23 protein-coding genes are annotated in these 18,844 nt (G+C 67.8%); 15 read left to right on the plus strand and 8 right to left on the minus strand.

Translation table 11 applies throughout. The features are described from left to right. Positions 1-19: 19 nt before the first annotated feature. The 13 genes from YIM_RS07580 (at position 20) to YIM_RS07640 (ending at position 7,455) form a co-directional block, all read left to right on the plus strand. Positions 20-274 carry a hypothetical protein gene (locus YIM_RS07580; RefSeq protein ID WP_153029650.1) on the plus strand — a complete coding sequence of 85 codons (255 nt, stop codon included), beginning with the start codon at positions 20-22 and terminating at the stop codon, positions 272-274. A 120-nt stretch (positions 275-394) separates the two neighbouring features. Continuing rightward, entirely contained in the window at positions 395-634 is a 240-nt protein-coding gene (locus tag YIM_RS07585) for a hypothetical protein (protein ID WP_153029651.1), read from the plus strand. Between the two features lie 43 nt (positions 635-677). After that, entirely contained in the window at positions 678-1,436 is a 759-nt protein-coding gene (locus YIM_RS07590) for a hypothetical protein (RefSeq protein WP_153029652.1), read from the plus strand. Further along, a complete protein-coding gene (locus YIM_RS07595; protein ID WP_153029653.1) occupies positions 1,433-1,912 on the plus strand; it encodes a ubiquitin-like domain-containing protein in 480 nt (159 codons plus the stop codon). Before YIM_RS07590 ends, YIM_RS07595 begins: the two co-directional genes overlap by 4 nt. A 121-nt stretch (positions 1,913-2,033) precedes the next feature. Then, positions 2,034-2,828, plus strand: coding sequence for a hypothetical protein (locus YIM_RS07600; RefSeq protein ID WP_153029654.1), 795 nt, complete (start codon positions 2,034-2,036; stop codon positions 2,826-2,828). 123 nt (positions 2,829-2,951) lie between these two features. Further along, on the plus strand, positions 2,952-3,617 hold the full coding sequence (locus YIM_RS07605) for a hypothetical protein (protein ID WP_153029655.1): 666 nt from the start codon (positions 2,952-2,954) through the stop codon (positions 3,615-3,617). Next, the gene (locus YIM_RS07610) at positions 3,614-4,105 is read left to right on the plus strand and encodes a hypothetical protein (protein ID WP_153029656.1); all 492 of its coding nucleotides are present in this window, start codon (positions 3,614-3,616) and stop codon (positions 4,103-4,105) included. Before YIM_RS07605 ends, YIM_RS07610 begins: the two co-directional genes overlap by 4 nt. A 63-nt stretch (positions 4,106-4,168) precedes the next feature. Beyond that, a complete protein-coding gene (locus YIM_RS07615; RefSeq protein ID WP_153029657.1) occupies positions 4,169-4,396 on the plus strand; it encodes a hypothetical protein in 228 nt (75 codons plus the stop codon). 14 nt (positions 4,397-4,410) lie between these two features. Next, positions 4,411-4,902 (plus strand): hypothetical protein, encoded by a 492-nt coding sequence (locus YIM_RS07620; protein ID WP_153029658.1) that lies wholly within the window; start codon positions 4,411-4,413, stop codon positions 4,900-4,902. Next, positions 4,899-5,714 (plus strand): hypothetical protein, encoded by an 816-nt coding sequence (locus tag YIM_RS07625; protein WP_153029659.1) that lies wholly within the window; start codon positions 4,899-4,901, stop codon positions 5,712-5,714. Before YIM_RS07620 ends, YIM_RS07625 begins: the two co-directional genes overlap by 4 nt. Positions 5,715-5,742: 28 nt before the next feature. Continuing rightward, the gene (locus YIM_RS07630) at positions 5,743-6,093 is read left to right on the plus strand and encodes a hypothetical protein (protein WP_153029660.1); all 351 of its coding nucleotides are present in this window, start codon (positions 5,743-5,745) and stop codon (positions 6,091-6,093) included. 319 nt (positions 6,094-6,412) lie between these two features. Further along, positions 6,413-7,249 (plus strand): hypothetical protein, encoded by an 837-nt coding sequence (locus YIM_RS07635; protein ID WP_153029661.1) that lies wholly within the window; start codon positions 6,413-6,415, stop codon positions 7,247-7,249. Then, positions 7,246-7,455: a hypothetical protein gene (locus YIM_RS07640; protein WP_153029662.1), complete on the plus strand. Its 210-nt coding sequence runs from the start codon at positions 7,246-7,248 to the stop codon at positions 7,453-7,455. The genes YIM_RS07635 and YIM_RS07640 overlap by 4 nt, the downstream gene beginning before the upstream one ends. 31 nt (positions 7,456-7,486) lie before the next feature. Here YIM_RS07640 and YIM_RS07645 read toward each other — a convergent pair whose 3' ends face one another. The 4 genes from YIM_RS07645 to YIM_RS07660 all read right to left on the minus strand — a co-directional run bounded on the left by YIM_RS07645 (position 7,487) and on the right by YIM_RS07660 (position 12,044). Then, positions 7,487-8,431: a TIR domain-containing protein gene (locus tag YIM_RS07645; RefSeq protein WP_153029663.1), complete on the minus strand. Its 945-nt coding sequence runs from the start codon at positions 8,429-8,431 to the stop codon at positions 7,487-7,489. Between the two features lie 6 nt (positions 8,432-8,437). Beyond that, positions 8,438-9,430 carry a hypothetical protein gene (locus YIM_RS07650; RefSeq protein ID WP_153029664.1) on the minus strand — a complete coding sequence of 331 codons (993 nt, stop codon included), beginning with the start codon at positions 9,428-9,430 and terminating at the stop codon, positions 8,438-8,440. A 925-nt stretch (positions 9,431-10,355) separates the two neighbouring features. Further along, positions 10,356-11,285: a hypothetical protein gene (locus tag YIM_RS07655; RefSeq protein ID WP_153029665.1), complete on the minus strand. Its 930-nt coding sequence runs from the start codon at positions 11,283-11,285 to the stop codon at positions 10,356-10,358. Positions 11,286-11,555: 270 nt separating this feature from the next. Further along, positions 11,556-12,044 (minus strand): hypothetical protein, encoded by a 489-nt coding sequence (locus YIM_RS07660; RefSeq protein ID WP_153029666.1) that lies wholly within the window; start codon positions 12,042-12,044, stop codon positions 11,556-11,558. Between the two features lie 411 nt (positions 12,045-12,455). On the opposite strand from YIM_RS07660, the gene YIM_RS07665 reads away from it, so the two are divergent. Together YIM_RS07665 and YIM_RS07670 are read left to right on the plus strand one after the other, a co-directional pair. Next, the gene (locus YIM_RS07665) at positions 12,456-13,703 is read left to right on the plus strand and encodes a site-specific integrase (RefSeq protein WP_153029667.1); all 1,248 of its coding nucleotides are present in this window, start codon (positions 12,456-12,458) and stop codon (positions 13,701-13,703) included. Next, positions 13,700-16,135 carry a tyrosine-type recombinase/integrase gene (locus YIM_RS07670; protein WP_153029668.1) on the plus strand — a complete coding sequence of 812 codons (2,436 nt, stop codon included), beginning with the start codon at positions 13,700-13,702 and terminating at the stop codon, positions 16,133-16,135. The genes YIM_RS07665 and YIM_RS07670 overlap by 4 nt, the downstream gene beginning before the upstream one ends. A 132-nt stretch (positions 16,136-16,267) precedes the next feature. On the opposite strand, the gene YIM_RS07675 is transcribed toward YIM_RS07670, so the two are convergent. The 4 genes from YIM_RS07675 to YIM_RS07690 form a co-directional block, all read right to left on the minus strand. Then, positions 16,268-16,690 carry a VOC family protein gene (locus YIM_RS07675; protein ID WP_153029669.1) on the minus strand — a complete coding sequence of 141 codons (423 nt, stop codon included), beginning with the start codon at positions 16,688-16,690 and terminating at the stop codon, positions 16,268-16,270. Positions 16,691-16,830: 140 nt separating this feature from the next. Continuing rightward, on the minus strand, positions 16,831-17,922 hold the full coding sequence (locus tag YIM_RS07680) for a hypothetical protein (protein ID WP_153029670.1): 1,092 nt from the start codon (positions 17,920-17,922) through the stop codon (positions 16,831-16,833). Positions 17,923-17,928: 6 nt separating this feature from the next. After that, positions 17,929-18,519 (minus strand): hypothetical protein, encoded by a 591-nt coding sequence (locus YIM_RS07685; RefSeq protein ID WP_153029671.1) that lies wholly within the window; start codon positions 18,517-18,519, stop codon positions 17,929-17,931. Positions 18,520-18,656: 137 nt separating this feature from the next. Next, positions 18,657-18,818 (minus strand): hypothetical protein, encoded by a 162-nt coding sequence (locus YIM_RS07690; protein ID WP_153029672.1) that lies wholly within the window; start codon positions 18,816-18,818, stop codon positions 18,657-18,659. Positions 18,819-18,844 lie beyond the last annotated feature (26 nt).

The raw sequence follows: 18,844 nt of genomic DNA on the forward strand, positions 1-18,844 counted from the left end.
CAACGGAAAGGACAAACCAATGACCACCACGCCCGCCCAACCGACCACATCTGCCGACGACACCGACCTCGACGAACAACTAGGCACCCTGGAGGAACTCCATGAGGTCCTCGACGACGCCGAGCAGAACCTCAACCTGTTCGCCAACGGCCAAGGCGTGAGCGCTGGCCGTGACGCCGTCACCGCGCTGGACAAGGCCGCGCGCGACCTCACGGCACTCGTCACCACACTGACCGACCTCGTGGACGCGGCCGCACGCGACGACGAGGCCTAACCGCCCCCATCGCGGTGGTCGCTGTTCCCGGTACCACAAGGCGACCACCGCGACCGGGCCTGGGTGACCGTCCCCGCTGGGGCGGTTGACCGCAGCCCAACGGCCAGGAAAGGCAAACCGATGCAGTTCTTCTTCCGCGACAACGCTCCCGACTCCGCCAGGAAATACCAGGAGTTCTTCAAGGACATCACCTGGGCGTGCTCACTGTCTCGGTGCCCGACCCCCGACAACACCGTCGAGACGGGCGAACTCGTATCCAGCGGGGTGCATTTCAAGGTGCGGTGCGCGTCCGGCCACCTCACCAACGGCATCCCACCCGCTCAATTCCGCAACCGCACCGACGAGCCGTGGCTCGCCTAGACGACAACCACACCCAGCTACGACAACGAAAAGAGGCGCCGCCATGAACGACACCGACACCACCACAGTCACCGCCGACCCGCCGCTGCCCCCGAACGCGGTGCGGTTCCTCCCCGACCCCGCCGAGAGCCGAACCACGACCATGCCGCCCGGACACACCGCCACATCGAGCGCACCGCCGCCGCGCATCACCAAGTTCGACCGAGTGGCTCTCGCCGCAGTCCACATCGCCACCGCCCTACCGGGCCAGTGGACGATCGGCCGTGGTTGCGGGCCGGACGACGCCGCCGATATCGAGTGCCTGAGTACCGGAGCCCGCATCGCTTTGTGCCCGTGGGGACACCGCACGTGGGGCTTTCGCCTCGTACCGTGCGCCGTGCCACGCGAGCTCGTGAACCACTTCGTGTGGCCACGCGAAGACGACGAAAACGCCCATCCCGGCTTCGCCGTCGGGACCCCGGCCGCCGAGGTCGCCACCTACATCCACGAGGATTTCCTCCCTCGCTACCACCACGCCCTCGCGCGCGCGGAAACCGCCAAACGGGAGTGCGACGAAGCCGAGGCCCGGAGGCTGCTCGCCCGCACCCAGGTCGCCGAACGGCTGCACCGCGAGTTCTCCGCGAGCGCCAGCGAACGCGCGCGCTGCCAGCAGCCCGTGGCTGTTTACTACCAGGCGGCCGACGACCTCGTGCGCATCGACGTGGTCATGCCACTCGACGACGCGATCGCCTGCACACCCGCTCTCGCCCGTGCCCTCACCGCACCAGTCGACGACAACCACGCGACGGAGTGCCCCCGATGAACGCCACCACCAACCCCGGCAGCGGCACCCTCGCCGCGCGCGCGGCCGACAGTTACGACCGGGCCCGCCGTCAGGATCCCGCGTTCGATCGGCGCCCGTGCGACGTCCAGCGCGCCATCACCCGCCGTCGACTGGTCCGAGACGTGACCGAGGTGTTCGGTGTCGCACCCGCAGCGGTAACGGTCACCGACGATCCCGACCGCGAACACGGCGGGTGGCGCTGGTATCGCGTGACCATCACCGACGACGGCGCCGAGTACCGGTTCACCTCCTTCGGCGGCACGGTGGACGACCTGCGCGTGCTCGCCCCGTGCCCGGATTGCGCCGGCGAGGTGCCGCGGGCCGAATCTACCGACCTCGCCACGCTCGGCCGTTTCCTCGACGCCCGCAGCGGCGGTCAGCACGTGCCCATGCCGTTCGAACTCGGATCCGACATCGGGCACAAGCCCGGCTGCCCGGGCTCTGAGGACTCCTGACCCCGCCGACCACGCCCGCCTGCTGGGGGCAAGCCAGCAACTTCGACGACGAGTAAGTCCTGACAGGACAGTCCAACGACGAACCAAGCCCCAGTGGCAGCCCAGGAAGGAGACGCTAGCCATGAGCAACACCGATACCGCCAGCGCCGCAGGCACCGCCGACCCGCCCTTACCTCCGAACGCGGTGCGGTTGCTCCCCAGTTCGGCCGAGAGCGCGTCCACGACCATGCCGCCCGGGGCGTGGGGGCTGCTCATGATCGCCGGGCGTACCCGCGAGGCGTCCGCCGCTTTGGCCAGCCACGGCGATACCGCCGCCGCTCACGCCGCACCGACCGACCTGCTCGCGGGGGTGTGGCTCAACCACGAGCCAGCACCCGAGGTGCACCGGGGCGACGTCGTGTTGCGGTTGCACCCGCCCAATCATGGCGATCGCAGCCACACCGAACTCCTGCTCGCCTCCCACGGCGAATGGCGGCCCGCCCACCAGGTGACCCCGATTCCCGCGCACTGGCCCCGGGAACTGGCCTTCGGCGTGAGCCTGTACCTGCGCAGCCAAGCCGACAGGGCGCTACATGAGTCCCGCTGCCGTCATCACGGACACGATCGCATGAGCCCGGACGCGCTGCGGGCGCTGATCACCGCCGGACTCATCGGCATCGGCGAACAGGTCGAGTTCGGCGGGCACACCGCCATGGTGGTCGCGGGCGGCACCCTGCTGCCCGACACCACCGCCGCTGTAGGGGAGGGCGTGTTCACCGTGTCCGCGCTCGCGACCCGGCTGACCCGGACCCCGGTCAACGGCTGGCACCTCTGGCGCCGCAGCAGCGACCACCGCCTCCTGGCCGACCTGCGCACCGAACTCGCCAACACCGCCGCCTGCCCGACAGCGCCGCCCGAGCCCTCGGGGTGGTGGTGAGCCCCTGCACGCCACGCCGACCACGGCGACCCGGACGCACCACCTCCACCGTGCCAGCACGACCCCGGCCACCACCCCACCTGTCTTCACCGCCACCACTGACAGCGAGGAGCTGAATCCACCATGGCCACCAACAGCACCACCACCACACTCGCCGAGACACGGGGCAGCAGCGACCCGAGCGAGCAGATGCCGCGCACACTGCGGAATTCTCCGAAGTACCGGCGTTTCGACGCCGTGGCTCGCGAGATCGTCGCCGCGCTGCCCGACACCTGGGAGGCCACCTACTGGTCGGTGTACTGGCTGGTCGTCCTGCGCTGCCCGGAACGGGGGATCGAGTTCGGCCTGCGGATATGGCCGGGACGCAAGTGGGGGTACCGGCTCGACCCGCTCCGGCCACGGGGCCCAGCAGTGGGGTATTGCCGCTGGCCGGACGAGACCGCCCGCCCCCATCCCGGGTTCGCGCTACACACGCCGCCCGACGAGGTCGCCACCTACATCCTCGACACCTTTGTCCCCGATTACCTCGCCGAGATCGATCGCGCGCTCGAACGCAGGCGGCACGCCGAGCTGATCGCCGAGCGACGCGAGGCCGCCCGCGCCCTCCAACGCGAGGCCGCCACGCGGATCCGTGACGCCCGGGGCGCGGTCGACGACGCGTGGATTCCACTGTCGTTCTCCGTGCCCAGCCGCGACGCCGTGGCCTGCGCACGAGAACTATCCGAGGCGCTGCGAGGCTACTTCGCCCGGACCGCCCACACCTCGAGTGTGGCGGGAGGCCAGCGGTGAGCACACGCACGGACTTCTACGCTGGCGAAGGCGTCAGGGCACAGTGGATCGGCTCGCTGCAGTTCGCCTGTCACCCGGACAACCTCCTCAAAGACTTCCACGGTCGCGAAACGCTGACCGCGATCGCCCCCTCGCGTTACCGCGCGGCAGTGGACGAGTTGCTGATGATGTGGGCTGTCCGGGGACTCGGCGCGGCCCACGAACCACGCCACGGATGGCCCTGGGCATGGGACACCAGCCACTGCAACGACTGGATCATCACCTTCCTCGGCGGCCCCGGCGGTGGTGTGCACATGACAGCGGGAGGCGGCGACTACTGGCACCGCCTCGACCCCGACGACCCCAGACCGCCGCTGGAGTGCGGCCCGCCCAATTTCGCGGCGTGGCTTCGCGATCCTGGTGCTCCGCCAGCGGTTGCGCTCCCGGTGTACCGCCCGCCCAGTACACAGCCCACCGACTACGCGCGCCTGCTGTGGGGAGAGCCGTGACCCCGCCACTTCGGCCTGCCACCCATCTCGCTGCCGCATTCGCTTGGAAAGGAGCTGACCGCGATGCAGGACAGGAAGAAGCGTCTCGTGTGGACGGTGCTGGCCGTGCTGCTGCCGGGACCGTGGACCCCGGTGATCGTGCTGGCCTATCTCCTTGGCCGCGCCAGCGAACGCGACCTTGCCGTCAACCACTACGGCCAGACGCCGCCGTATCCGCCGTGTCCGCCGCCCGATCCCTACGCCTGTGTGTCGCCAACAACCCGCCGAAACCTCTACGGGCCACCACGGTAAGGAGGCACCGGATCATGTCGAGCTACACCGACTTCTACCTCGGACGTGGTGAACACGCCGAGTGGATCGGCTCCCTGCGCGGGGAGTGCTACCCCGAGAACTTTCTCGCCGTCCCGCCCGTACGGCTCGCGGTGACCGCGACCGAGGAGGGCACCTTCCGCGCGGCGGTCGCCGACGCCCTCCCCGTGTGGGAGGACGAATGCCTGGGCCACGGGTACCGGCCCGAACTCGGCTGGCCGTGGCCCTGGTACTCCAGTCACACCAGCAGCTGGATCATCACCTTCGACCCCGAGGACGCGGCGGTGTTCGCCACCGTGGGAGGTGGTGTCCGCTGGCACCGCATCGACCCGCGCACCCCCTGGTTTCCCGGCGGCGAGAACGACCCGCTCGGACCGCCCGACCTGGTCGCGTGGCTGCGTGATCCGGCCGCGCCACCGTCGGTGCCGATGCCCCTGATGCGGGACAAACCCACCGACCTGCCCACCATCGGTGGTGATGCCCGATGAGCGGTACGACGCACGACTTCTACCTCGGGCGCGGCCCGGGCGCCGAGTGGCTCGGCTCGGTCCGGCTCGGCACCCCGGACAGCCGCTGGCTCGACGAGATCACGCGAGCCTGGTCCGCGGGCGCGTTCGCCTGCCTCGTCACCGTCTTCCTCCAGGTGACTCAGGCGGAGCAGGCCGGCGAGGTCGCCCGGGGAGACAGTGGCCAGTGGCCGTGGCGGTGGCCCACTAGCCACGGCACCGACTACGTCCACGCCTTCGACGAGGGCGCGGTGTGGACCGCCCAGCGGGGAGAGCGCTGGTCGGCGCGCGCGGGCGTCTACGTGCCGCCCGGACCGGGTGACCAGCCGCTGGTGTTCCCGCACGGGCGCGCGACGTGCGGCTATACCGGGATCGCAGCCGCCGACACCACCGCCCGCCGCTACGGCCCGCTGCTCGGCGCGACCCACCGCCATGACCTGTACCAGCTCGCCCTGCGGATCCTGGCCGACCTGACCGCGCCAGCGGGACCCGGTACTCCCAGCGCCGTCGACGCGCTCCGGGGTCTGCTGCCACCACGGCTGCGCTACGCCGTCACCACGGACGACGCGGCCGCCGAGCTGGAGATCGAGGTCTTCGGCTACCGCGACGGCGACCTCGCCGCTGAGGAGACCGTGCACGCCCTGTCCCTGCTGCCCGCCCTCTACGGCTGGACTGATCCCGCAGGCGGGCCACCGCGCTTCGGCGTGCGTGTGCTCATCGCCGACGAGCAGCGCCACACCACGCACCCGGTGCTGGCCGATCCCCGCACCCGCACGGTGCTCACCAGCCGCTGACTACCGCACCCCTGAAGGAGACCGACTCATGTTCCCGAACACCGCACCCGCCGCCCCGGACACGGCGACGGCGAACGAGCCACGCAGCGCCGCCGAGCACTGCGCCGCCGCCGAGGCCCTATTCGCCCGCGCTCGCGCGATTCACCCAACGCTGAACATCCGCCCGGTCAATCAGGACGAGTACCGGCGCTGCCTCGACTGGGCGAGCCTGCACCTGCGCCTGGCCGAGGCCATCACCGCCGGAACCGAGATGGTGCTGGCCCACCGCCAACTGCTCGCCAGCGACGTGCGCCTGCACACCACCCACGTCGGCTCCGAGGCCAGCGGATGGACGGAGTTCCTCCGCGACCACCACAACACCACCGGGACCAGGCCATGAGCTGCCTACCGCAACCGTGTTGTCCCACCTGCGAGGCCCGCGTCGGCGAGACGCACACCGGAGTTTGTGATGTCGCCCGGTGTCTGGCGACCGGCCTGCAGCGCAGCGGCCACGGCGACTCGTGCCGATGCCCGCAGGACATCTGGACGGGGCACTGGCCCGGCGAAGCCGAATGCGCGGAGTTCGGCTGGCTGTACGGGCCCGGCCTGCCCGACCTCAACCGCCTCTACACCCATGCCACCTGGGACCCCGGCGCGCACCGCTGGACCCGCACCGAGACCACCTCACCCACTGCTCTAGCACCGGAAGGAGACTCACCATGACCACCACAATCCTCAACGCCGCTTCGCCCGCGGCGCTCGACCTCGCCGCCGGCGAGTACTGGATCGAACTCGTGCCCGCCACCCACGCCGAGCCGCACCAGATCAGCTTCCCCGCCGTCGTCGAACCCCGCCGCCACCACGGCCTGTGGGTGCGGCCCCGGCTGCGCCGCGAGGTCGCCGAAGCAGTGTGCAAGTGGCTCAACCTGGTCTACCCGGTCGACCCGGACTGGTACCCGCTGGCCCGCTTCGAAGACGACCTCCTCGTGGTGTTCACCGGGGACGCCCCCCACCAGCGCCACGAGATCGCCCTCGGCGAGGACGGCCGCTACCCGCTCGGCGAGCTCGGCCGCTGGTACCTCTCCGCACCGACCCGCACCCGCGACCGGTTCTCTCGCCAGCTCGCCGTGCTGCGAGACCCCGAACGGCACTACCCGCGCCCCGGCGAAACCGTGGTCACCTGCGACCCCGCCAACCTGCCCGTGAGCGGGTTTCCCGCCCGGATCGACACCTCGCCCGGGCAGCCGCCGGTCCCGGTGTTCCGGCCCGAGATCGCCGAAGCCGTAGCCGTGTGGTGCACCACGAGCCACGACACCGCCCCCGACGACCACCCGCTGGTGTACTTCGACGGCGACACGCTGATCCATGTCCATCAGCACCTGCGGTCCCGCGACGGCTACCTGCCCTGGCGCATCAACCCCGACCCGGACGGGAACTACCGGATCGACGGGGACGAGTGGACTTTCCACGTTGTCTCGGAGAAATCCGAGGGCGAGGTGAACCCAACGATGCGGCCGGGGGACGGGCGCCGAGCCTGGTCGGGGAGTCCAGCGTGATCGCACCGCGCTTGGTCGACGAGCGGGTCGCCACCAACGGCGAGCACCACATGCTCGAACGTATCCACCACCATGGGCCTGACACACAGCGCGTCCGAGTCGTCCGGGACCTGCACTCGGCGGCCCGCTCCAGCGCGGCCACCGAACGCCTCACGCCGGGCCATGGCTGGATGGTGCTGGCCGAGCCGCCATCGGCCGACTGGTAAGCGCGGTCGAATGGGCCTGGGCGTGCTGCGGTCAGGAATGAACGATAGGATTTCCCCAGCCCAGCTCCGGCAGGTTGTTGGACAGACCACTGGCCATCCGGGCGCCCGCCAGTATGGGGTGTACGGTCATGCCGGGTCGGTAGGACTCCAGCTCCAAACGCAGCACGTCGGTGACGTCCACTCGGATCACCCTCGATTGTCCTTGCTTGACGGCCACCTCTTCCCTTGGCATCCCGTCCAGCAGGACCCGGAAGACGCCGGTCTGGTCAGCGTTGGCCGCATCGTCGAGGACGCCGACGGTCGACACGAACCGCCGGTAACTACGGCCCAGGTTGAAGCTGATCGAACCCCGTGGGCTCTTTGCGAAGTCACGGCAGCGGTGGATGATGCTGTCGCTGAACAGGCGGTTGTCGATGGTGATCGCACCGATGCGCACGTCGGACGAGCTAGTGGGAGTAAGACCGGCGAGCAGGACTGATTCTGGGACCTCAGGCAGCGGAACGCCACCCGGCGGCTTCAGGTGTTCCCGGACCGAGTCGACGAGGTGTTTCAGGTCGTACTCGGCCGAGCGGTGATGGAACCGGAGGTACTGGCGACGGGCGAGGTCGGCGATCGTGGCGGGAAGTTCCTCGGCCGTCGGCATCTTGCGGTCACCGATCAGAATCGGGATGACAGGCTTGCCACTGGCGATGGCCAGTTCGATCTCTGTGCGCACCCAGTCAGCGGGTGCGTCGATTCGCCGGCCGCCTTCTTCCGAGTCGAGCCAGTGTGGGCCGATCACGGCCAGGAACACCGAGCAGTTCGACGCGGCCTGGATCAGGGCAGGGTCGAACGCGACTCCCTTGCGGATCGCCCGGCTCGATCGGAAGACGTTATCCGAACCAAAGATTCGCGAGAGTCTTTCATCGATCAGCACGGCGGTGTCTTGACCGTTGCCGTTCCGGAAGTTGATGAAGATGGTTTCGCCTCCGAACATCCGTCGTCAACTCCCCGTCGCAACGACGAAGGGTGATCCCCAGACCGCATTGCCGCTCCTGCATGGCTTTCCAGGGGGAACAGCGAACGACGTCCTGAGCGTCACCGCGTAGACGTCCTGTGGGAGCTCAACCGTCAACGGCTTGGCTTCACCCGGGTTGACCATGACGGTCTGCTTCGCGTTGACTGTGTCGTTGTTTACGAAGATCTCGAACTTGACCGCAAGTTCGGGGGATGCGGTCGAGTCCGTGCCCACTGCTTTGACTTCCAGTCTGCTGAAGTTCTTCAGGCGGAACTGCTGCTCACCGCGATAGGCGTTGCTGTTGCAGGTCGCCAGCATGTTCCACATCGAGTCCGGGTACTGAGTCAGCTGCACATCGTGATCACCGTGTTCGAAAATCCAGTCGTTGTTCGGCCGCGGCAGATCGACCAGGGGAACGGGCGAGCCTTTGGGTACGCTGCTGCCGTCACCTGCTATCGCCGGGCTGGCTGGACTGCTCGAGGGCGCCATCGTTGTGGTTGTCGTGCGGGCGCTACTGGTAGTAGGTGGCGGATCACTGGTCGGCCCGGCGATGGGGATCGTCGTCTGGGGCGACGGTGCTGGCCCCGGAGCTGTCACGCGCGCGACGACGAAGACGAGGGCGACGAGTACCAGAACGGTCGCCGCTACGAGGAGCCTACGGGGCCACCGTCCCGGTTTGCTCGCCTTGCTCACCTCTCCGCCGGCGAGGACAGCTGTCAGCTCGCGGGCGAAATCCGGATCCTGCGCCATTGCCTGGCTGAGGTGGAGCCGCATGGTCTCGCTTTCGACAGCACCGAAGGGATGTTCGACGAACCGCGCGAACACCTCGGCGAGGAACGGTTCGGAAAGCCGTGCCTGTACCCGGCCCAGCAGGTCTTCCAGGGGTGCGTTGTAAGCAGCGGGTCCCTCGGTTGATTTGCGTCGGAGGTAGTGAGACAGCGCCGTCGTCGTTGTACGAGCCAAATCCTCTTCGGTCATTGACACCTTCCCAGTCGTCAGAAGCGACCCTCTGACCGGTGAGCATACGTAGGAGATCTGATTGGCGGCATCCGGGTTGTCGATTTGAAGCCAGTTGCGATCAGGTCGTGAAGAATGAGGAGGTGATAGTTCGAAATTGACCTATTTCTGTCCTTTTTGTGTCCAGAAAGTGGAGTGTGGGCGTGATATCTTGGCAAAGATGATCATGTGGGTAACCTGTGATTTTCCGGGCGAGTAACCATTCTGGTCCTCGGCTTCGGCGTGAGGAGGGGTGTTCGCGTCTGGCTCGTCGAGGTGAATAATGCCGGCAGGGCGCGTTCGTGTTGGCGCCTCCGTAGCTCGCCCGCTAGCGCAAAGAGGCGTGAACTCGTGCGGCGGCGAGGCGGCATGTTTGCCAATCAGCCGCACGCGTGGCCGCAATACCGGTGTGGGGAGTCAGCTCGCCCTTACCGCTGAGGGATCAGCGGTGAACGTACCTGCTGAAGCCGTTGGCGTCGCCGGAGCATTCCTTGCTCGGCTGAACTGAACGCGCAAGCGAGCCTGGCTGCCGGTTACGCAGGTCATCGCTAGCACCACTGACGGCGCGGGCGTCCTACCTTTGTGCAGCGCGGGTGTTCCTGAGTAGTGCACGGGTGCCCTGGTCGTGGTCGGCCTGGTGACCCGACGCGAACACGGGGCCAGACAAACCCAACCAGGAGTCCCGGGGATGGTGGTGGGTGTTGGGCATCACGACGGCAGGGGCGAGTTCGTCGCCGCCGACGATGCCGTGCGGTGCCGCTTGCCATCGTGGGAACCTATGGGGCTGAGGGGGGACATGAAGGGACTTCGACTCGACGGTGGGGACCGTGTCGCGAGAAATCCGCGCGCGGGACCGTGCCCTCAGATAGACGGCGGCGGTCCTGCGCGTGGATGGGTTGGGCAGGCGTCAGGCGTCCAGCACGGGCTCTTCGGCTGTCTCCGGGACATCGGTCTTGTCCGGGTTGATCGCGAAGCGTTTCGGCGCCTCGCAGGTTTTGATCGCGTACCCGTCGGTGACGAGTTTCTCCAGGGCGTTGTTGACCGCGCCGCCCGAGCGGCTGAGGTCGTTGCCGATCTTGGCTGGCCCGAAGCTCTCTCCCGGGTGCTCGGTCAGGTATTCCTCCACCAGTGCGCGTAGCCCGCCCTTGGGCAGTCGGTCTTTGTCCGCACGGCTGGTATCGGGGTCGGTGACCGCAGGCGGCTCTTCCCGAGACGGTTCGGTTTCGTTCTCGGTCGTGCTGCCGGCCGGATCCACCCGTGCGGTTTCGGGCAGCGGGGCGGGGCTGTCGGTGTCGGAGTCGATATCCGCAGACGAGGCGGCCGCGTCGGCGGTGGCGTCCGATCCGGCCGTCACTTCGTGCACGGCGGGGGTGTCTTCAGCGGTCGCGTTGTCGCGGCCGGTGACGGTATCCTCGGCATCCGCAGGGTCTTGGGTCGTGTCGTCGTCGGTGTCGCAGGTGCGTTCGGCCGGGTTATCGGTGCTGGACATCGCGGTCGCGTCCAGTTGCGCGTCCTCGGTGTCGGGCGCGGATGCTTCACGGTTCGAAGGCGCGAGCGTCCAGGTGTCGGGATTGCGCGGACCGTCTCCTGCGGTGCGGACGGCGGTGCCGTCGCGCCCCCATCGGGCCAGGATCTTCGCGGCGGTCGATCGGCCGACTCCGGCGGCCATCGCCAGCGCGGCGGTGGTGGAGTCGGGCGTGGTGGCCAGAGCGGCGCGGACCTTGTCCTCCGTGGTCTGTGTGCCCAGCTGGCCGGGATTCGCGGCCACTGCGCGCAGGTGGCGGTTGTCGTCGGTACCGGTGGCGGCTGTGCGGTTCTTGTGGTTCTTGCGGGACATGACGAACTCCAATGTGTTGGTATGGAGAGGGAAGGTCATGCCCCGGCCGGGGCCGTTGCCCGCCGGTGCGCATCCGGTTGTTCGGGCTACACGTCTATGGACGCTTCGTCACCGCGCCATTGTCAAGCGATCCGTCAAACAAGACGCGTGTCTCATGTGGACTTGGGCGGCGTGGGGCGTGTGCGACGATGTTGTTGCCGAAAGCGGTTACGGGGTGCGGCCTGTGACTGCCGCACCCCGTAACCGCAGTGTTCTCCCCTCGAATGCTCGTTACCCGTCGTGGAGAGCCGCTTCCGCGGGCTCGGGCTGAGACAGCTCGCCCCAGAGTCCGATGGCGCCGACACCTTCGGCGTAGACGGCGCCGCTGTCGTGGATGGCTCGGATGACCACGAGGTAGCGCAGCTGGTAGGGGCTGCTGGTGAAGCGGTTGTAGTGGCTGGCGAGCACGAACACCGACCTGAAGATAGCCCGAGTGATGTCCCTGCTCGGTGTGTCGGCCGAGCCGTGATCACTGTGCGGCAGGCCGGAGATGGTGATGTGAATCTGACCTTGCGGGCCGGTTTCGTCGGTCGTGACCGTGAAGTCCGCGTCGGCGTGGATCAGGTCGTCGTTCTGGACGGTGAGGATGTCCTCGCGGACGCGGGCAGCGATGTCGCGAAGTGACCAGTCGGCGGTGCCATCGTAGAAGTCGCCCACGACTGCCACCGGAGCGGGCTCTATGTCCATGACTGAGGTATCGACGTTTGTCGTTGTGGTCATGCTGTTGTTCCTTTCCATTTGTTCTTGCGGGCCGCCTGCGGATGCAGGACGTCTGGTGTGGACAGTTCGCAGCCAGCACGCCGCCCATGGGGCTGGGCAGCGGGTGGTGGCTGTGTCCGGGGTCAGCGGCGCAGGACGTTGACGCGTTCGCCGCCGATGAGGGGTTTGTCTTCCGGGCCGGCGAGGTGGTCGGCGATCCAGATGGGGCGGTGGTCACCTCGGCTGCGGTAGTACTGGTTGCGCCAGTGATCTGTTGACCGAACTAATGCAGGTCACGGCCGCGTCGTCATTCGATGGGCGTGTCACTGTTCGTAGCGGATCGGGTGTGGGGCGGCCGATGGGTTCCCCGCCGAGGCGTGGTCGTTGTGATCTCATTTCGAGTTATCGAAGTCGGTGATCTCGGGAGCGAGCATGGATATGGAACCGAGCCGGGACGTGGCCAGCCTGGTGGTGCCGCGGGTCGGGCGGGTCGTGGCCACGACGGATGACCTGAACCCGTACAGGTTGGTGGACGCGAACGGCCGGGAGGTCGCGGCGGTCGGCGAGTTCCTGCGGGCGATGATGGCCGACGGATCACCGGCGACAACGCTGCGGTCGTACTGCTACGAGTTGTTGAGCTGGATGCGGTTCCTGTGGACGGTCGAGGTCGCCTGGGATCGGGCGAACCGGCGCGAAGCCCGCGACTATGCCCTGTGGCTAGGGCACACGCCGAAGCACCATCGACGTCGCGATCCCGGCGGGCCGACGCCGGGCGCCGTGAACAGCGTGACCGGCAAACCCTATCCCGGCCAGGGGTACGCGGCCGAGACCCGGCGGCACGCCCGCGCGGTGCTGCACGCCTTCTACGAGTACCACCGCGACGAGCACGGCCGACCGTTGCTCAATCCATTCCCCGGTGCCCGATCGGCCGTCCTGGGCAGCGTCAACGCGCACCGCAATCCAATGCAGGAACCACGCCGGCCGATGCGCAGGGCGCCGTACCAACCCAAGACCGCCAAGAGAATCCCGAGGTCGATTCCCGACGAGCGGTTCAACGAGGTCTTCTCTGCGCTGACCTCGCATCGGGATCGGGCGCTGTTGGCGTTTTGGGTGTCCACGGCCGCACGGGCGACCGAACTATTGACCGTTCCCCGCCGCGGAGTCGATCCGATCGATCAGGTGATCACGGTGGTGCGTAAGGGAACCGGAGCCGAGCAGATGCTGCCCGCGTCGGTCGACGCGTTTGTGTGGCTGCGCTTGTACCAGCAGCAGCTCGGCGACCAGGTGGCGACTGGAGCGGGAGATCCGGTGTGGTGGACGTTGCGGCGCCCGCTGCGGCCACTGGCCTACGACGCGGCACGGATGATGTTCACCCGCGCCCAGCGGGTGCTGGGCAGCAACTGGACGCTGCACGACCTTCGCCATACGGCGGCCTACCGGATGGCGTCCGACCCGCAGGTCTCGCTGGTCGACATTCAGTGGGTGCTCGGCCACGCACACTTGAGCACGTCGGAAATCTATCTCACGCCCAGCCCTGACCAGTTGGTCGAGCGTCTGCTGGCGCATCAGGACCGGCGCCGCACCCTGGACGCCAAGCCCGCGCCGCCGGCACCGGGATATCGGCCGGAGGTGCTGGAGACCCTGTTCGGCACGGGTCGCGTCGAACGGGGCCTGCCGTGACGGGCACCAGCACTATCGAGGCACCCGGCGAGGTTCCCAGCTCGACTCGACCACCCTCGGTCGGCAAGCACCCGCCGCGGCCGGACCCGACAACTTGGCCGCAGACCCTCGCCGACCGCGCCGAAGTGGATCAGCACCTCGCGGACGTGACGATGCGGGTGAACTCCGGTGAGTCCGCTCGGCGCACGATGCGTGCCGGTGCCAGCCTGCTGCTGGACTGGCTGGCCACCCAGCAGGGGGCGAGCTGGCAGGAACGGTGGGTCGCCTCCGGCGTCGAGACGGCGGGACGCCGGTGGACCGATAAGGTCGCCGGCGAGTTGCTGCCGAACGACTGGACCGCGCCACGGCGGCGGGCCTTGCTGGTGTCGGGGATGCGGCTGCTGCTCGTGGGCCAGGTGCTGCGGCCGGGCTACCGGTGGTTGTTGGAGTACCGGGCCAAGATCCTCTTGCAAGACGCCCGCGCACTGATCGACCCGACCGGGTTCGCCCGGCTGGCCAAGCACGGCCAGGCGACCCGGCCGGACAACCCTGATGATCTGCGCAACGCCCTGAACCGGATCACGTTCATCGTGTTGTGCAAAGGCGGCACCATCGCCGACGTCACCGTCGGGGATTGCCTCGAGCTCGATGACGCCCAGCGTGTCTACCAGCGCAGCGGACCCTATAACCGCCCGCTGTTCTACAGCCTGCTCGCCGAAACCGGGGTCTTCCCGGTCGGAGCGCCACCGTCGTTGCGCGCGGCGCGCTCGGCTGGACAACGCTCGGTTCCCGAGATCGTTGACCGATTCCGGTTGCAGTCGGCCGAGATCCGCGGGCTTCTCGTGGCCTACCTGTCCGAACGTGCCCCCGAACTCGATCACGGCTCGCTGCTGCACCTGGCCCACAGTCTGTGCGGCCTGTTCTGGCGTGATCTGGAACAGCACCACCCCGGCATCGACTCCATCGCGTTGGAGCCAACCGCGGCCAGCGCGTGGAAACAGCGGCTGCGGCACCTGCCCGCCACCAAAGGACGCCGCACCGGCGAGCGACGCTCCACCCGCGCCGTGCTCATCCAAGTGCGCGCGTTCTACCTGGACATCGCCCGGTGGGCCGCCGAAGATCCCACACGCTGGAGCCGCTGGGCTGCGCCATGCCCTATCAAGGCGTCGGAATGCTCGCTGCAGAAGGAGAACAAGCAACGCAAGGCCCGCATGGACCAACGCACCCGCGCCCGCCTTCCCGTGCTGCCTGCCTTGGTGCGCACTGCTGAAGAACAACTGCGGCTCACACGGGAGTTACTGGCCACGGCCACCAGCATGCCGGGCGGTGCGACATTTGCCGTGGACGGACAAGCACTTCGTCGCCTGGACAATCGCTCAGCTCGCGTCTTCGTCACCGACCTGGCCACGGGCAAACGGCGCGACCTGACCTTCGAGGAAGAACGTGCTTTCTGGTCGTGGGCGAGCATCGAAGTGTTGCGGCACACCGGAATCCGCATTGAAGAGCTGAGCGAGCTGAACCACCACAGCTTCGTAGCATACAAACTCCCCACCACCGGCGAAGTCGTGCCGATGTTGCAGATCGCCCCCTCCAAGACCGACACCGAACGGCTGCTACTCGTAGACCCCGAACTCGGCGACGTCCTGGCAGCTGTCATCAACCGGGTTCGCAACGGCCGCGCCACCGTCCCGTTGGTGGCGGTCTACGACTACCACGAACGCATCTCGAACCCACCCGCGCCGGTGCTGTTCCAACGCCGCCGCGGCCCGACGCCTCAGCAGTTGGCACCGGAAACGATCCGCCGGTTCATCCACCACACACTGACCGTGTCCGGCCTGACCGACGTGACCGGGGCGCCGCTGACCTACACCCCCCACGACTTTCGCAGGCTCTTCGCCACCGATGCCCTGCGCTCCGGACTGCCGCCGCACATCGCCGCCAAAATCCTCGGTCACATCGACGTCGGAACCACACTCGGATACGCCGCGATCTACCCCGAGGACGTCATCGCCCACCATCGAGACTTCATCGCCCGCCGCCGGGCACTACGACCAGCCGAGGAATACCGCACACTCACCACTGAGGAATGGGACAAGTTCCTGCACCACTTCGAACTCCGCAAGGTTGCGCTCGGCGCGTGCACCCGCGATTTCGGAACCCCATGCGTCCACGAGCATTCCTGCGTCCGATGCCCACTCCTACGACCCGACCCCGACCAGAAGCCCCGGCTACTCGAGATCCGCGATAACCTGAAAGCCCGCATCGCCGAAGCCGAACACTACGGCTGGCTCGGCGAAACCGCCGGCCTGCAAGCCAGCCTCACCGCCGCCGAGCAGAAACTCGACACCATGCGCCAACTCGCCGACCGGCATCCCACGACACACCTTGGCATGCCTGACTTTCGCGCAGCAGTTGGCCGCGCCACAGCGGCAACCGAACCCGGAGTCTCGTGACCAATGATGCTCCTATTTCTGTCAACGCCGAGTGACGCCGAACTGCAGGCTCATCGTCTTGCTGGCTGCCCGCGTGGAGAAGGAGTGTTGGCGGTCAGCTCGTCGTCGTTCAACGCGGCTACTCGATGGTGATCAGTGGCGCTGGGCGGTGATGTTGAACATCCAGCTGATCCCGAATTGGTCCACGAGTGAGCCCGCCTCATCGCCCCATACCTGCTGTTCTAGGGGCAGTGTGACGGTGCCACCGGCGGAAAGCTTCTCGAAGTAGTCGCGGAGTTCGCCGTTGTCGCCACCGAGGAAGACCGCAACGTTGTTGCCTGCCTGGTACGGCGGGTGGCCCGGCCTGTCATCCGGGAAGTCCCATCCCATCAACGTGTAGCCAGCGGGAGTGTCCAGACGAGAGTGCATGACCTTGTCGGCGTTGGGCGAGTCCGGCGAGCCGAAGTCCGCGACCGTTCCCAGCTCCAGCTCGCCGCCGAAGACCTCCCGGTAGAACTCCATCGCCTCCCGCGCGTTGCCGTTGAACGTGATGCACGGATTTGACTGAGACCCCATTTGACGCTCCTTCATTGAGTGACTGATCGGGCTGTCCGATGGTCGCTAATCCAGGCTCGCACCGAATCACGACACCCTTTGTCGTGATTGCTAGCACCGTCCCCCCTCTGCCACAGCGACACGCCCGAGTAACCCGGTGTTCAGGATCTTTCTGACTCACGCAGCGTAAGTGAGATCCCATGGCGTGTAAGAGTGCCTACTAAGCGTGATGTTCGGTTAAGGCCGCGAACGATCCAGCTGTGACGGTATTCGCGGGTGCCTTTGCCGAAGGCGCCGCTGGGGCGGTCGGCGGGTGCGGTGCGGGCGCGCCGGAGGTCGACCATGCGGACGTCTGTGTTGAGGGCGGGGTCGTAGCGCTCGATGCGTCGGCGGGCGGGGCGGGGCGCGCTGGTGCGTTCAGAGCGCACGAGAGTCTGGCCCATCAGCAGCCACGTGGCAAGAATGGTGCGCTGCAGGGCGATCTGGGCGTCGATATCGGCGGCGGAGGTTCCCTCGGCCAGCGCGCTGGGCCAGCCCGTGATATCTGTGAATAGCATGGGCGTGAGGCCGCACCATTCGTAGCCGTGTGGCGGCGCGAACGACGGCGGAATCGGTGCGCGTTCGGCGTTGCGCAGGAACGTGGCCAGGATGTGCCGGGCGCCGGGGTCGGCCGCCGCCTCGTGGCTGGTGGGTTTGTTGTCCGGGGCGGGCAGCGGCAGGTTCAGCGCGGCGGCCTTCCGCAATCGCGACAGGGCATAGTCGCGAGGGAGGCGGGCGAGCCTGCGCCCCACCTCAACCGCTGCGGGCTCCGGGTCGGGCACGGTCCCCCAGCTCTGCACCCAGAGGCCGCCACGTCCAGGACCCCACGAGACCAGCGACACCGCGTCGTGCCGCGCTGAAGCGGTCCCCTCGACGGGCGGATGCTCGTAGACCATGAGCCCCACAGGTGCGGGCAGGTCTTCGGGATGAAAGCGGTAGTCGACCAAAGTGGTGGCGGCGTGGCTGGCGAGGTCGGTCAGGTCGGCGGAGACGTAGAACAGCTCGGCGGCGGGCAGCTGGGTGGCGAGCGTGTCCGCGATCGTCGCACCGACATCGTCCAGGGGCGGGAACGCGGGCTCTCCCGCCGAGTCCTCGGGCCGGGGACCGACGAAGAACCGGAACCAGTTGCCCGCCCCGTCCACTCCGGGATCCCGGGCCCATTCGGCCATCCGGGCCCGGATCTCGGGCACGTCGCGCGCCGTGACGGCCACCATCGAAGGTCACCGACCCAGTTCGGCGGCGAGCCTCGCCAGCGCAGCCTCGATGTTCCCGCCCATCGTCGATGGGGCGCCGGGATGATCGGCCAGGTACGCCAGCATGTGCGACACCGGTGCCGGTGCGTCGTCGCGCGTCAGCACGGCAAGCGCGTCAAGATGCCGTTGACCCAGCTCGGCGACCGCTGACGAGGCCACGGGGTACCACAGGTCACGAATCTCGTAGCGCCCGTCGTCCCCAGAGCGGACCACGCGCGGCTGGGCATCCCGTGACTCGCCCTCCAGATCCTCGTAGATCTCCAGAGAGTTCCCACGCCAGGTGAAGCGGTAGCGGGCGATGCCGTAGAACGCCTCCAGATGGATCCCGATCCAGCGCGCGACGGCGGGTCGGCACCGCAGCCCGATCTCGACGTCACTGCTCGGGTCGCGCAGGGATGGGAAGTGGGCCTGGTCCGTGATGACACCCGGTGGTGTCTCGTCGACGGGGATGATGCCGGGGAATGCCGGTTCGTACGGCATCGCCACCCACACCTCGCCCTCCGGCAGTGCCGGAAGTGCCGCGGTCAATCCGGATGTGGCAGCTCCTGTTCCGTCCATACGAGACAAATCCTTTCGGCAACGTGGTGCGCGACCCGCACTGTGACACGTCCAGGGACGCTCCTTCTGTGCCGAAATGTCAAGCCTGACATAGGTTTTGCCTCAATCTGCGTGGTGATTCCCGTGGACCGCCTCGACTATCCACACGAGACGGTGACGAGCGGCAACCGCTGGACCTGCTCGCACTGCGGTTGTGGGCAGAGCGCGTCGCGACGGACTACCGCGCGATGATCGAGCGCACCGGCGACCGCACGGCCGCCGCGCCCGTCCGGCAGGTCGATCTCGTGCGTGCCGCTCATGTCGGTGCCGAACGTGTCATGTTCCT

The sequence above is a fragment of the Amycolatopsis sp. YIM 10 genome, assembly GCF_009429145.1.
GTDB lineage: Bacteria > Actinomycetota > Actinomycetes > Mycobacteriales > Pseudonocardiaceae > Amycolatopsis.